This window comes from Agrobacterium sp. LY4 (assembly GCF_001526585.1).
GTDB lineage: Bacteria > Pseudomonadota > Alphaproteobacteria > Rhizobiales > Rhizobiaceae > Agrobacterium > Agrobacterium leguminum.
The window spans coordinates 1-15,955 of record NZ_ASYA01000024.1; the positions used below are offsets into that span (position 1 = coordinate 1).

The 15,955-nt window shown below is 56.6% G+C and carries 6 protein-coding genes; 1 reads left to right on the forward strand and 5 read right to left on the reverse strand.

Features of this window, described 5'->3' with window-relative positions; all coding sequences use genetic code 11:
• Positions 1-600: substrate binding domain-containing protein (locus tag L904_RS19545; protein ID WP_059765534.1), on the forward strand; the 600-nt coding region annotated here is incomplete at its 5' end.
• Positions 601-686: 86 nt separating this feature from the next.
• Here L904_RS19545 and L904_RS19550 read toward each other — a convergent pair.
• From L904_RS19550 to L904_RS19570, 5 genes are all read right to left on the reverse strand, one after another.
• A complete protein-coding gene (locus tag L904_RS19550) occupies positions 687-1,439 on the reverse strand; it encodes an IS6 family transposase (protein ID WP_035261843.1) in 753 nt (250 codons plus the stop codon).
• 138 nt (positions 1,440-1,577) lie between these two features.
• Positions 1,578-2,888 carry an HlyD family type I secretion periplasmic adaptor subunit gene (locus L904_RS19555; RefSeq protein WP_035261845.1) on the reverse strand — a complete coding sequence of 437 codons (1,311 nt, stop codon included), beginning with the start codon at positions 2,886-2,888 and terminating at the stop codon, positions 1,578-1,580.
• 41 nt (positions 2,889-2,929) lie between these two features.
• On the reverse strand, positions 2,930-5,281 hold the full coding sequence (locus tag L904_RS28205; RefSeq protein WP_051671870.1) for a calcium-binding protein: 2,352 nt from the start codon (positions 5,279-5,281) through the stop codon (positions 2,930-2,932).
• A gap of 47 nt (positions 5,282-5,328) precedes the next feature.
• Positions 5,329-7,068, reverse strand: a complete 1,740-nt coding sequence (locus tag L904_RS19565) for a type I secretion system permease/ATPase (RefSeq protein WP_035261847.1) — start codon at positions 7,066-7,068, stop codon at positions 5,329-5,331.
• 173 nt (positions 7,069-7,241) lie between these two features.
• Positions 7,242-15,698, reverse strand: a complete 8,457-nt coding sequence (locus tag L904_RS19570) for a peroxidase family protein (protein WP_059762634.1) — start codon at positions 15,696-15,698, stop codon at positions 7,242-7,244.
• Between the last annotated feature and the right edge of the window lie 257 nt (positions 15,699-15,955).

Genomic DNA, 15,955 nt, shown 5'->3' on the forward strand with positions numbered 1-15,955 from the left:
CTGCCCGAATTCTCGCGACGCTTTCCGAAGGTGCGCCCCGAATGGATGTTCGAGAACCGGCAGATTGACCTGATCGCCGAGAGTTATGATGTGGCAATCGGGGGAGGTTTCGAACTGACGGCGGGTGTGATTTCACGCGCGCTCGCTCCGGCGCATATCATCGCGGTCGCCTCGCCCTCCTATATGGCGGGCAAGGTGCCGCCGCACGATCCTTCGGCGCTGCTGGAGCTTGATGGCATCGTCATGCGCTCGTTGCGCACGGGCCGCATCCGCCAATGGCAGATGCGCGATGCAGCAGGAGCGGAAGAGCCTGCACGGCTTCGGCAAACGGTGGTGGTCAATGACCCTGCCGCAATGCGCATGGCGGCGCTGGTCGGCATGGGGGTGACGATGATCGCCAAGCCCGACGCGTTGCCCTGTCTGGAAAGCGGGGAACTGATCCGGGTTCTGCCCCACTGGTATGCCGATGCTGGGCCGATCTCGATCTACTACGCCAACCGGACGCTTCTGCCGCTCAAGACCCGTGTGTTCGTCGATTTCGTCGTGGAAGCCTTCCAGCGGGAAAAATGGCCGGAACGCTTTGCCGGAAGCCTTGGATAGCCAAGGGAAGTTTGGGCTTTAGAAGAAGCCTGGGCTTGTCGCAAACTATCAAGTAGGCCGAGGTGATCCTGTGAGCCGTTGCATTTTCATGCTTCGTTAACCCTTTGCAGGCCGAAGAGACGCGCGAGCAGATCGCTCTGATCGTTGATGGTCCAATCGCCGGTAAAGCCAAAGCCTTTCCTGAGCCAGAGTATCGCTTCGAATCCGGCAATGGTTCGACGTGTCGTGTTGAAGGATTGGAAGCCGCCGATCTTGGGCATGTTTTTCTCCACCTGAAAATGGTCGCTCTCAATACCTTGCTGCAAATGCTTGGTGACATAATGGACCGGGTTGGGATGCAAAAGCCCATCATCGACGACAGTCTTGATCGTTGACGGAAACGTGTTTGCGCCATTGGTACCGATCTTCCGTGGCGATAACAGAGGCTCGTCCCTGAGCATCTTTCGAAAGAACCGCTTCGCGGCATCAAGATCGCGCGTTGCGGTGAGCAGGAAGTCGATCGGGTTTCCATGCTTGTCGATGGCGCGGTACAGGTAACGCCAATTGCCCCTAATCTTGACGTAAGTCTCGTCAACTCGAATTGAACCACAATGCGGTTTGCGGAACCGGCCCAGCCGCTTCCCGATGACAGGTGCATAGGCGAGGAACCAGCGATTAATGGTGCTGTGGTCGACCTCGAAGCCGCGCTCGCGGAACATTTCTTCCAGATCGCGGTAGCTCAACGGATAGCGCAGATACCAGGTCACCGCCTGAACGATCAGCCAGGCTTCGAAGTGGCGTCCTTTAAAATCGTTCTTCGACTGGTGCTTCAACTTCTCTGCTATGGAATTCGGAATCATGGCCACGCTCCGCTACACGGGGAGCGAAATTTCTCCAGGGTTGGTCAACATGCTGTTAACTACAAAAATTTGCGACAGGCCCCTCATGGGTCTACCATCTGGTTCTCTTTCACCTTCGCGTGAAGTTACATCGGTCCATCATTCCTCACGAAATGCTTTCATTACCTGATCTGTAAATGGCTTCGTTAGGTAAGACCACGCTGAGCGCTCAGCCGTGTGGACGAAAACCTCAATTGGCATGCCCGGCATAAGCTTGAGATCTCTAATGACTTCCTGTTGGTCAATCATATCAACTGTCGCCAAATAATAGGGTTGACCGTTCGTCTTATCTATCACGGTTGCTGCTGCGACGAATTCGACAATTCCGAAAACCTCTGGAGTCGTTGCGCTGTTAAATGCGGTCAGTCTCATTCTGGCGGCCTGTCCTGGTGCTACTCGATCGATATCTGCCGGTGCGATCCGGAATTCGACCTTCATGTCATCAGTCTTGGGAACGACCGACATTATAGTTGCGCCTGCGCCTATAACGCCGTTGATCGTATGTATCTGCAGATCATAGACAAACCCATCGACGGGCGCACGAACTTCCATGCGTGAAAGACGGTCATATGCGGCGATTTCGCGCTCCCCCAGTTCGGCGAGCTTGGATTCGATTGAGACAATCTCTTTTTGAGTTTCGGATCGTGTTGTCTGGTCAATGGAGAGAAGCTTGATGCGCAACTCGCTGATCTCTCCTTCAGCCTCGGCCACACGGGCTGCCACTTCGCCGCTGGTCCCATCGATGCGGGCTACCTGCTTCTGGAGCTCGCGAAATTCCGATAACTTGATTAATCCGCCTTTGGCGAGCCTCTCGCTGACGCCGATCTCTTCGGTAATTATCTTCTTTTCAACGTCGTTTGCTTTCCGCTGCGAAATCAGTCCATCAATCTGGTCTTCGAGTTGGGATATTTGCATTTCCAGTTGCTGTTTCTGGTTCAGGATCATGCGGCGGTTTTCCTGAAACAGCTTCGTTTCGTTACGCGCAAGCTCGGGGACGATAGAGCCGTCGGAAAATGAAATGGTGTCCTTACCGTCACGTTCCGCCTCCAGCCGGATTTTCATCGCTCGCAACTGCGATAGCTGGCTTCGGATGATGGTCAATTCTACTCGAGTCTGAGTTTCATCAAAGCGCAGAAGCACGTCACCAGCCTTAACTGTGTCTCCATTGGCCACGGGAATGTCAGCGACAATCCCGCCGTCACGGTGCTGAATGGTTTTGACCTGATCTGGCACGACAAGCTGGCCCTGTGCGACAACCGCACCGGCAAGTTTGGCCTGAACCGCCCATCCGCCGACTCCGAACACGAGGAGAGCCGCCAGAATGCCTGACACGACGATGCGTGGCGCGATGCCGAAGGATTGTGCTTCTGGCGTGAATTGTTTTCTTGTATTTTTTTGTTCGCGCGTCATGTCCCTAAGCTCCCCTTATGTGGCTTTTCGCCTTACTCCAGTTAGGTCCTTGCCAGGCCTGCGTCGTCATCACGAGCCGCGAGAATGAAATCATCTTCAGTCAACGCCTGGTGGCTGTAGATCAGCAACTCGAGATCGTCCTGTTCTCCCGCAAGATCAATGACGGCGCGAACGACGGCAGTCTCGCCGTCCGCAAACTCGCTGTAGAGTCGGATGCGCCGGACATCCTGCTGGTCATTGATCTCACCCATGATTCGGTCGAACATCAGCCCACCGATTTCATCTGCGAGATCAGACAAATCAATCCGATCGCCGATCTGGAAGTCGAGAATTTTGTCCCTTCCTTGGCCATCGTTTAAGACGGCCTCCACCGAGCGGAAAATGAAGACGTCGTTGCCTGCGCCGCCGGTCAGGAAATTAATGTCCGAATTGGCTACCAGCACGTCGTTGCCGAGCCCTGCAATGGCGGCTTCGAAGCCCTCCAGTTGATCAGTCCCGATTTCGACGCCTGTAGCCGTTCCTTCTTCGAGATCGATAATAACTGCTGTGATTGTCGCAGAAACGTCGTAGGTATCTATGCCATCACCACCGGAATACTGATCATTGCCATCGTCTGATCCACTGCTTGTGAAGAGAACGACCACAGTGTCATCGCCAGCGTCACCACTGACGGTATCGTTGCCTTTGCCGGCAGTAACGTGATCGTCGCCAGCTCCTCCAACCAAGAGATTATCCTCGTCATTGCCGTTCAACGTGTCGTTTCCACTGCCGCCAATAGCTGCTTCAAATCCGTCGATGTAGTCTGTCCCAATCTGCGAACCCGATGCAGTTTTGGCTGCAAGGTCAATTTCGACAGCCTTTGAAGCAGAGGACGCATCGTAAGTGTCGAAACCGTCACCGCCTGAATATGTGTCGTCACCGTCGTTGACGGCGGGAAGCTGCGCTGCTGCTCGCGCCTCCTCGGCTCCGGGACCGATGACGATGATGTCGTTGCCGGCGCCTGCAATTACCGCGTCGTGCCCAAGACCACTCGAAAACATGTCATTGCCATTACCTCCGTCGAGCAAGTCATCGCCCGCATCGCCGGAAAGGGTATCGTCGCCTTCGTCTCCGAACAGATGATCGTTGCCGGCTCCGCCACTGGCCATGTCATCACCATCACCGCCCGCCACGACGTCGTCACCTTCCTCGCCATACATTTCGTCATTGCCCACACCACCAAAGATGACGTCGTCACCCCCGCCACCGGAAATCCGGTCGTGGCCGCCCTCGCCATAGATCGTGTCGTTTCCACTGCCCCCCATCAGGGTGTCGTCGCCGTTGCCACCGTAAATAACGTCGTTGCTCTCGCGACCGTAGACGAAGTCATTTCCGTCAAGTGCCGCTATCACGTCATCTCCGGGCGTACCCAACAAGATGTCATCCTTATCGGTACCTTCGACTGGATGCGGCGCTGCTTTAACGAGGTCCAGCATTGCCGTCGCCGACACAGAACCAATTCCGTCGCTGACGCTATAGGAGAAGGTGACTTCGCCGATGTACCCGCGGTCGGGCGTGTAGAGCCAGATACCCTCGCCATAGGTCTGTATGATGCCGGAAGAAACCTGAAGGTTTCGAACTGACAAAGTGTCGTCATCTGCGTCGGTTGCGGCCGACGCCAGGTTGTCGAGAAGGATGAGCGCTGAAAGGTTCATCAGGCCGCTTCCAAGAAACACCCGTCCAGCCACAACCGGCAATCGATTTGGACGTGCGTTGCCTGCCGGAGGAGTGCTTTCCCCGGCGGCCGGTCCGTCATGGTCTCTCGGATTTTCATCTGGATCTGCACGAGGCGCTTCGGGCTCACTGGCGTTTTCGCTCCGCTGGTCTTTCGCGTGCCAGATGATCGGAGTCTCGTTGCCAAGCACGCCGAGTGGTGTCAGGGGTGCGAAATATCCGTTGATCCGATGGTTGTCGTTTGCGGACAGTGACTGCAGTAGCGACCGAAAGGAGTGATTATCAAGGTTCAGGTCGGCCCTTGCATGGAAGGAGGAGGGAAACGTAGTGGTTTCAGCCAAAAACCTTACCTTGCGTTCGGCATTGCCGGCTTCCTCGGCGACCTGGCGGAGATACGCGGCGACCTCTTCAATAATGTCGATGTTCGTAGAAGCCTCGTTCGAACGCGTTTCCGTTTCGGCCACTGGACCTTGAACAAGAGGGGCACGCGGGGCATTTGGTCCGTCTACTTGCGTTTCGGAACGGAGCTTTCCAAAAAAAGCGCCGATCGCGGCAAGAGCGACGGCCGGGTTCACTATGCTCCAGTAGCGCGGGACCGGTTTGTCGTGAAGTTCAAAGCGGTTTTTTGGCGCTATGGAGGCTGCCACGTCAGGCAGTCCCAGAACAAGTTTATCTTCCATTGTCTGTTCTCCTCCTGTTGCTTCTGAGCGTTGCAAAGGAACAAGTCTTATTCTGCTGCCAGAGTATTGCCGGACGATGCCTGCATGCGTGTGTGTTCCGAACGAAGCAGTTGCGGTTGTGGCCCTTTCACAATTTCGTCCTTCGGACCGAACGCCACGAGTTTTCCGCTCTGGACAACGCCAACCATGTCAACGGATTGCAGGGCGCTTGGGCGGTGGGCGACAACCACCACGATCCCGCCGCGACAGCGAACTGCGGCAATCGCTTTCATCAGTGCCTCTTCACCTTCGGCGTCAAGGTTGGAGTTGGGCTCGTCCAGTACCACCAGGAACGGGCTGCCATACAATGCCCGCGCAAGGCCAATGCGCTGGCGTTGACCAGCCGAAAGTGACATGCCATTTGGACCCAGGTCTGTTTGGTAGCCGTTCGGCAGACGAACGATCATATCGTGGATGCCTGCCGCCCTTGCAGCCTGCAGAATCGTATGTGCCTCCGGTGTTTCGGCAAAACGTGAAATATTCTCGGCGATTGTTCCGTCCATCAAGCAGACATCCTGCGGCAGGTAGCCGACATGTTCGCAGAAGAAGCTTGAAGGCCATTGCTTGAGATCCGCGCCGTCGATACGCACTGAACCGCGTAGTGTCGGCCAGATGCCGAGAATGGATCGGGCAAGGGTCGTCTTCCCGCCGCCGCTCGGACCGATCAGGGCGAGCGCCTGGCCAGCCTTCAGCTCGAAGCTTACGTCACTCAACAGGACTGCGCCGCTGTGTGGCGCGACCGTCGTAATACCTTCAATCGTGAGAGTTTCCTTCGGCGCAGGAAGATTCAAAAGTCCGGTCTTGTCGTCCAGAACGGCCAGTGTTTCCTTAAGACGAGCATGACTGCGCCGGGCCGAAACCATTCCCTTCCATTGCGCGATCGCTTGATCCACCGGTGCGAGGGCGCGTGCGGTCACGATCGAAGAGGCAATAATGGAGCCGGCCGACAATTCCCCCTTGATTGTAAGGTAGGCGCCAAGACCGAGAATCGCTGACTGCAACATCATCCGCAGAACCTTGGACAGGCCTGAGAACGTTCCGGAGATATCGGAGGTCCTGGTTTGCGTATCCAGGTGACGTCGGTTGGCACGCTCGAAACGGCTCACAGCACGATCGGCAATGCCCATTGAGTGCATGATATCGCTGTTTCGAGCGTTGGAATCGATGACTGCATTTCGCAGTACAGTTGATTTCAGCATCTCTTTGGCGTGACGCCGTGTCAGAAGTTCCGTGCAAAGCGTCAAAAGGCCAAGCACAACGGCCCCGCCAACGGTCAACATGCCAAGCATTGGGTGCAAGAGCCAAACGAACACCAGGTAGATGGGCATCCAGGGCAAATCGAAAAGCGCAATCAGGCCGGGACTTGCCAGGAATCCGCGGATCGTATCGACATCGCGGCCACGCTCCGTCGCTTCAGACGTGGAATAACCATAGCGCGGCATATCGATGACGACTTTGTGGGCCAGCGGGGCCAGTTGTGTATCGAGTCTCGCGCCAAGCCGAACCAGAATCTGTGAGCGCAGAATATCGAACAGCCCTTGGAAAAGATAAAGGCCGATTGCAAGGCCTGACAACGCGACAAGCGTCGACACGCTTCCGCTGGTCAGCGCACGATCATAGATCTGGAGCATGTAGAAGGCGCCGGTCAGGGCCAGAATATTGATGATGCCGGACAGACCAAAGACGAACATCATCAAGCCACCCATGCCATTTATCTGGCTTTCTTTTTTGTTGCAGGTGCCACTCATCTGAAAGTCCCCCTGGAAACTTTGCCGAGATTCGGCGTTAAGTCCGCGGCATGTCCGGAGTGATCGCGTTGACCCAAGACATCCCATTTCACTTGCAACGCCGGTGCCAGTACTCACCGGCGTTGGGATTTTGAAGCTAACGGGAGGCGCTGCCTCCGTTCGTTCGCGGTTGCTCAGGAAACCCCGGAGAAGTCACTGTTGGTCAGGTGGTGCTTTCCGGAAACGGCCAGTTCGAAGTCAGCATTCCCGTCTGCATCGGTATGACCACGAATGACCGTGAAGTCCTCTCCGTCACGAACTTCGTGCGTAATTGCAATTCCCCCCGTCGCAGTCAGCGATGCTGGACTGTTGATCGTAAAGGTCTGCTTGCCCGAAGCACCCGTGTTGGCGTCGATTGCCGCGAAGTCGATCTTGTCGCCAGGCTGGAAACCGTAGATTGAGTCGCCATTGGCTGCACTTGTCGTTGTGAACTGGAAGGTGTCGTTGCCAAGACCGCCATCCATCACGTTCGCCGCATTCGAAGCAGTGATCACATCATGGCCGGAGCCGCCCACGAAGTTCTCGAAGCTGTAGAACGCGTCGTTTCCTGTCGTTGCGCTAATGACGGTGCCGTGTCCCATAAGGCCCGTGCCTAGATTTACGGTCAGATTTGACGTGGAGACGGAGTAATCGAGCGTATCCTTGCCGCCATCGCCCCAATACCGGTCATTGCCGTCGCCGGCTGTTGCAAGAACGATATCGTCCCCGTCGCCACCCCAGGCCTGGTCGTCACCCGCACCACCTTCGATGGTGTCGTTGCCGGAATCTCCGAAGAGAAGATCCGCCCCGCTATTTCCGAAGAGCACATCGTGGCCGGCGCCGCCATGCAGTTCGTCGTCGCCGCTGCCACCGCTCGCAACATCGTTGTCCGCAGCTGCAACTATGACGTCGTCACCGTCTTCGCCCCTCAGAATGTCGGACCCTGCTTCCCCGGAAAGGATGTCAGAACCGCCGCCCGCGAGGATCGTATCGTCGCCGCCCTGGCCGGCGAGCACTTCACCAGACGCTGTACCGATCAGTGCAACGGCTGCGATCGGGATCGAGACAATCGGTCCGTCGTCATCGTCGTCTTCGTGCGAGCAGCTGTCATCATCGCCCTCCTCGCCGTTGCCATCATCACCGTCCTCTTCGTCGTCGCCGTTGCCGTCGTCATCATCGTCGTCGTTGTTTTCCTCCTCGTTGTCTTCGACGCGTGGCGAGAAGATATCTTCTTCAAGATTGGTCAGGCCGGTGTTCCGGGCGATGATGTCGGCAAACTCCTGACCGTCGATGAAGTTTTCATAGAAATCGAAATCGTCGAAACGCTCTGTGTAGTAGAAGCGGTCAGCTTCCTGCAGGCGATCGAACTGCTCCTGCAATACGACCCAGAATGTTTGTCCGACCATGCCGCCATTGATGTGTTTCTCGGCAAGTCCTCCGACCCAAAGATCGACACGGTCGATCCCCTTGACCACACCAGTCCCATTGGATTGCATTACAATCTCGATATCAGGATTGATTTCGCGAAAAGCTGCGATTTCGCCGGCTTCCAGAACGAGGTCCGGATAAGCCTGCCGGAACTGGGTGATTACGGTATCGGAAAGGCCGTTGCGGCTCTGGAAGTCGTCCCAGGATGTGTAGGCCGTCATTGCTCCTGCATAACCCAGCGCTTCTGCAACATAAGGGTCGGTGGATGCTGCGAGGTCCATGCGAACCTGATTGAGCGTTCCAAGTCCGACGTCCCAGCCTCGGGCAACATTGAAGGCAAACAGGTCCGCGTTGATACGGACGAGGTCGTTTCGCACGGCATCGACAATGTTGAAATCGACTGCTTCAGCGGGTTGTGTCGCGATACCTCCAAGGATCGCACTCACACCAAGTTGCTCGTAGCCTTCCTGCGGCACGTATCCGAACTGCGCAAGTGTGCTGAGCGGCAGCTTGAAGGCAGATGGATCATTGGTGGGGTTCAGGAAGGCATCGAACAATGCTACCTGGGTGGGGTTTCCATCTGCGTCAAGCACCGTCATGGTCTGGCCGATCAGCGAGTGGCCGACCCGGTAGACAGCCGCGGCGAATTCATGACTGATCGCAGCCGTGGCATTCGGATTGTATTCCGAAAAACCATGATCCCCATCTCCCCTGATCCCGCCGATCAGCTTGTCCGCAAACTCAGTGAAGACAACACGCTGATATTCGGCTTCATTGATCATCTTGGCGGCCTGGAACAGTTCCTCGGCTGTTCCATCAAAACCGGCCGCCTCAAGGCCTGCCACATGAAAATTGTGGTTTCGGGCCCAGATGGTGTGCATTGAAGTAAGGGCAAAGTTCTCGTTTGCCCGGCCATCGCCTGCCACGTAGTGATCGAGCAGGCTGATATAAGGGTTGGTGTCGAGAAGCAGTGCGTGCGTGCTACCCATGAAGTCCGAAGCAAGCCCGGAAACCATGGCTTCGTTGACGACGCCTGCCGCTACGAGACCCGGAAAGTAGGAGCGAAAGCTCACCTGACCGCCTGCGAGAGTGGGCGAGTGGAAAACGGTGTCGTTCTCCCAGTGATGCAGGATGAGATCACGCAGCGTCGGCATCAGCTTGAAGTTGGGGTTGGATGGATCCGCACCGCCCTGAAGCAGACGTGACCCGAGACCGCCCGATCCATCGCCCTCGCGCAGGAACTGGCCAACTAGATCATTGGAGCCGTAAGCCTGGTTCTGATCGACGAAAGGCGATGTCTTGTTTATGTGCTGTGGAACGCCATCGTCATAATAGGCGACGGTTGCGCGCGTCAGGTCAGCCGGATTGCCAGAGCCGGGGGCGCCGTTGCCAGCCGCGCCGATCTGGATCGTGCCATTTCCACCTTTGCCGAGAAAATCAAGGCCGTGGTCGAAGTACTGCCCGAACGCCATGAAGAAGATGTTGGCATCGGCCTTTGGAAGGCTTGCTTCCTGTGCCCCTAGAATATTGCTGATGTTGCGGGGATCGAGTCCGGCAAAAATCGGATTGATCGCGGAATTTCCAAAGTCGTCCGGTTCCCCGTAGTGAGATTGGGTGATGCGGATGAATGGCGTATCCACAGCGCCTGCCTCGGGATCTGCAGCGTTGTTACCATGACCGGACAGGGTGCGGACACCCGTTGGAACAGGGTCGTCGGAACCGTCCGGTGATAGGCCATTTACGAGCGCCTTGATGCCAGCGAGGTCACTCGGAGTGTATTCGAAGTGACCGGAAATATCATCACCGTCCTCGTCCGAAGTGGCTTCCTGGAACTGGGGCACGACGCTACCGGTAAAGGTTATCGAATGAGCCCCATTTGAGAAGGATTTCGTCCCGTTGCCATTATCGACGAGAGTATAGCTGGAAAGCTGCTGGCCTGGTGCCAGTTCGACCACGTCTTGCGGGCGCAGGGTTCCAACGATCGTATCGTCACCGCCATTGCTGCGGAACAGGATACGATGTGCTGACATCAACCCGGAAATGTTGACAGTCTCGTCGTCCGCTCCACCATTGATGGTGATCGTGTTGAAGCTGAGATTGGTCGGAGAAAAGTCGCCGATTGCCAAGACTGTATCGTTTCCCGCCCCGGTGTTGATGACGATTTCCTCGATGTCGGTCAGCTCTGCAATAATCGCGCCGTTGGTGGTGCCATTGCGCGTAATGACGATTTCCGTTGCCGTGGCGATCCCTGTCATTCCTGCGCTGACTGCTGCTGCGCGGGTATAGACACGATAGGTCTCGGCAAGTGCGGAGCCGTTGACAACAAAAGAGTCTCCGTCGAGGCCCTCAGCGCCGCCGTTCACGCTGTCCCGACCATCGGGTAACAGCCCCAGGAGGCTCGCGCTCCAGTTAATAACGTCGTCACCGCCCAAGGCGTTGATCGTGTCATTCCCGCGGTTTCCGGTAATGATATCCGCGCCTGCGGTACCAGTGATGACGGTGCCGACGTTGCTGGCGCTAATGACGTCGCCGACCACTTCGGTAGCCGGAGAAACGACTTGCTCAGCAGAGCCGAACCCATCGGTGAAGCTGACGACCACGCGCACCTGTTGGCCAACCTGAGGCTGCTGGGGAGTAAAGTTTGCCGAGTTAGCCCCAACATTTGCCCAGGTCGTGCCGTTGGTCGATGTCTGCCATTGGAAACTGAATGTTCCAAGGCCGTTTTCATCGGCGATTCCGGAGGTATCCGCAGTCAATGTCTGTGTCTCGGTGGGCGATGTGTCGCTAATAACCGGTGCACCGGTCGCCGCCCTGTTCACAAGGGCGACCTCGACGCCGTCGGAAAATCGCGCGGCTTCAATGTTCCGCAGGGTATCTACACCGTCCGACACGAGATTTCGTTCGGTCAACGGATCCACAACATTGCTGACGGTGTTATGGGTGACCGTGAAACTGCCGTCAACATTTCTGACAATCGTGTAGTTTGCACGAACATCGTTGAACTCTGCGGTATCAGTACCGGCGAGGGGTGTTGTCGATGAGACAATCTCTCGCACGATATGCAATTGGCTTGGCACGATGGTACGGGAGATCATCAACTCAAAGAGCGACTTTCCAGCCCAGGCTGGATTCTCATCTTCGGTAAAGACATGTTTCAGGCTGTCCACCGTTGCAATCTGATTACCGTCCGAGTTTTCGGCGTCGACAGGCGTGATGCGAATACGAACGTTGAGCCATGCGTCGCCATCGAGGAAGTCATCTCCACCATTGCCCCGCAGCGAGTCACTTCCTGCTCCACCGAGGAGAATGTTGCCCCGGTCGAAGGCAGTGATCGTTTCGGGATCAACATCAGCCGGAGCCGCTGCGATGAGGTTGCCAAGAAGCGCGCGCAGGCCCTCAATGCGATCTACGCCTGCCTGCGTCAAACCATCCTTGAAGAAGATGCCCTCTGTCGTGGCAACCGTATCGCCAGGCGCCAAGTCACCAAAGACCCGGTCGTCGCCAAGCAAGGTGTCATTGTAATTCCAGCCGGAAAGTGCTTCTGTTTTGTCGAAACGGTTGCGAAGGATATCTTCCTGTTCTGTGGTGAAAATCGGGATACGCATATCAGCGTAGGCGTTCATCTCCACATCCTTGAAGATTGCCCAGTCGAAGCCGAACATGCCCTCATTGCGCATGACGCTTTCGCCCTGGACCATAATGTCGTCGCCGGATTCCGCGTCGAAATCGTGTTCTTCATTCCCGGCAAACATGACATCGTGACCGACGATAGACGAATTGAAGAAGAGCTCGGAGTTGTCGCCGGCTGTCGTGTCGAAGCCGCCGCCCGCCTCCATCCAGTCGTCGCCTTCATTGCCCATGAGAAGATCGACGCCGTCGCCGCCAAGAATAAAGTCGTCGCCGTCGCCACCGAAAACTTCCGTGTCGTCGACGCCGACAAAGACGACATCCTTACCGGTTCCGCCCATGACGATATCCATGCCGTTCGAATTGGCGATCACGTCATCGCCTTCATCTCCCTTCATAAAGTCGCCGGTATCGCCCGAGTCGGTGATGACATCGTTGCCTGCTCCGCCATTCACGAGATCGACGCCGGCGCCGCTCTCGATCCGATCGTCACCTGCATCGCCCCAGATACCATCATCGCCGAAATCGGTAATGATGGAGTCGTTGCCGACGGTGCCGCCGACGACCACATGTTCGCCGCCCGTGAACCGTAGATAGTGTCCTGTTGTGCCGCTTTGATCCGTGCTGGTATCGGCGATGCTTTCGTCGACGTCGGCAGTGGTCAGATCATCGCGCTGGACTTTACCGAGACCCAGTGCCGCCATGATCGGATCGTCCCCGACAGGATCGTCCCCTACCTGGTTCGCCGTGTTGATCTCGAGGACGAAGTCGTAATCGGCGAAGACGTCGACGCCGAGGTGGCGGGCGATCACGTCGTCCCCGGTGCCTCGAATTCCGTCAGCGCCGGGCTGTGCGATATCGGTGTTCGCCATGATCATCTTGGCGAACGAATTCTGCTCCAGCATATTCAGAAAGTTTTGGCCCTGTGTGCGGGTCAGATAGTAGAACCTGTCACCGTCCTGCAGGTTTTCGAGCTGCATTTCGAAGATGGCATTGAATGTGGAGCCCAGCATGCCGCCGAACGGCATCTTCTTTTCCGCAAGACCACCGATCCAGAGATCGACGAGGTTGAGGCCAGTTTCCACGCCTGCCCATGTCCCGGTACCGGTCAGATAGGCAACGCGGTCGAGGGGGGCGTCGTCGCCACCCATGACAAGGGCTGTTGCGGCAGCCCGTTTACCGGCCAGCGTGGCTTCGCCGGTGATCGTCCCGTGTGTGCCATAGGCCGCGATGAAGTTGATGACGGATGCCGAGTTTTTCAGATTGGCGGCAAAATCAACCCAGTTGTCATAGGGTTTGAGGAAGGTGGAGCCGCTTGCCGCATAAAGTTGTGCACGGGCGTCGTTGAGTGAAGGCACGCCCGTATCGCGACCGCGAGCGATGTTGATCGCACCGAGATCCAGCGGCAGGCCAAGCAGGTTGTTGCGCAGGGAACTGACGATGAATTCGTCGATTTCATTGCCGTGCTCGACGACCATGCCACGTACGATGGCTCCGGCTGCCTGATCGGCACTGATGGTGCTGTTGAGAGCAAATGCCACAGGATTGAGGAAGGCCTCGATGAGGTTCAGCTCAGGCTCGGTCGCTGCCGTTTCCGTACCATCGGCGTTCAGGAAAACGCGTGGCATCCCGTCGGTCAGCATGGAGTGCCCGAAGCGATAGACCGTATGGGCAAACTCGGCAAAGATTGACGAATTGACATCCGTTACCGAATTGAAAACAAAGACGTCAATCGCCGGCTGAATCTTGCGTGCGAACTCTTCGAAGACAAGGTGCTGATACTGCATTTCTGTGGCGAACCGGGCTGCCTGGAACATGCGCTCGCCGTCCCAGTTCAGTCCTTGCGCATAAGCGAGCTGATCAATCGCCGGAAGGTTTTCAAAGCCGGCTGGAAGGCCGCTGATATCCGTTGCCAGCCATTCGTTGATGAAGGCGACATCGCCGCTTTGCAGGATCGTCAGTTTCTGGGAATCGACCTGACGATTGTGCTCGGAGTGGAAAATGTGATGAACAGCAGTCAGTCCGATGTTCTCGTTACCGCGTCCATCACCCGTAATGAAATGACGCTCCAGCAACTCGTTGTCATAGACACCGGATGCAAGAGGCCCACTGTTGACAACATCATCTGCGTCCGCAGTTTTCAACGCACCCGTTTGGCTGTTGAAGGGGTTGGCGTTGTGCGCGATGTCGTCCAGGAAGGCATGGCCGGTGCGCAGCGCCAGCGACGCGAATGTGTTGACAGGTGCCGAGGGTGTACCTGAAACGACCGCATCGTCGGCAGTGTTTGGAATACCGTCTGCACCGATACCCGTTACAACCTGCGCATAGCCCGTCAAAGGATGGGGAATGAAATTGCCGTATTGGTCGGTGCGGATCAGAGGCAGGTTGACGACGTCAGCATCACTTAACTGGATGCCGAGGAATTGCAGGGCGTTGGCCTTGATGTCTGCCCATGTTGGAAGGCCACCATGTGTTCCGGCGGGAGAACCGGCTGGGGGCGGGCCGTCAAGCAAACGACCTGTCGCGACAGTGACGCCTCCGATTGTTGCGTATTCACGCAGGAAAACCTGATGGGATGGATGTGAGGTGTAAGTCTGGTTTTGGTCCACGAACGGAGTTGTGGTGTTGCGGGCTTCGTGATGTGTGTCATCAGCCGTTCCAAGTACACCGTCTGCACCGGGGCCATCAACAGGGTCTGCTCTGGTGATAACCATGAAGCGCAAGCTTGGGGGCAAGTCGTCGGCTGTTCCAGGAAGCCCGTCAGCGCCGAGCACCAATGGATCGTCGCCCTGTAGCGGGATGAATACCGAGCCGTTGTTGCCCTTGCTGATCAGGTCAAGACCATGGTCGAAGAACTGGCCAAAAAATGTCATCCACGCATTGAACGGGGCCGAGAGGCCTTCGTCAGGTGCAATGTTCGGGATTGAAGCAAGGTCGGCATTGGTGAGGTACACACCGTTAGTGCCAAGAGGTTGTCCGGGTGCCACGGGCACCATGCCGGGGTTGGCCTCTTCCCATGCCGCTACCGCCAGAGGATTGTTGAACCAGGCTGATACAGCAGCCGGGTTGTTGATGCTCATGTCGGAAATCAGGTTCGAGATGATGCGCGGGTCTGCGTCCGCGACGTTGCCTGTATGACCGCCATTTGATGGGGAAGGCGTGCCGACGACGCTGTAATCGGTGTTCGTCACCACGGCGGGGCCTCCAAGCGACATCGTGTCGCCATCGGCATCGTTGCGGAAATTCGGATCAAGCGCACGCGGCATGGCCTGATCGGCGGCCCCCCAGAGTTCGCGGCCTGCCACGATGTTGTTGTAGGTGCCATCAACGGTACGAAGACCGACCGGCACATGCGGGTCGGGAATGGCGCGAGGCGTTGCCGGGTTGCCAAGGTAGAGACCTGTAACTGCATCGTATTGTGACCGGTCGGAAATCACCGTTCCATCAGGGTTGAGGCGGATTTCAGTGAGCGGAACGCCTGAGGCGTGGACTTCCGCGACCTTGATCTGGTGAAGCACAAACGCCAGATCAGCCTGGTTGAGTGTAAAAGCAGCCATTTTCCCCTCCGAAGCGCTTAAGCGCTAAAACGCCGTTACATTGGATGGAGGCTTTGAATGTTTCCGATTGGCCACCAGGCACAATCACAATCTCCTCCATTCGCTCGGAGGGAGATTCCCCTAGCCTTCATGATCTCAGGTTGCATGAAACGCTTGCGTAAGAACACTTCACATGGTCCAGTTCTTTCAGGCCCATTGGTCCCAACAGTTCATCGGACCTTGGTCTGGTGGTCCTCAGCCCAAGGGTGACGTGATCT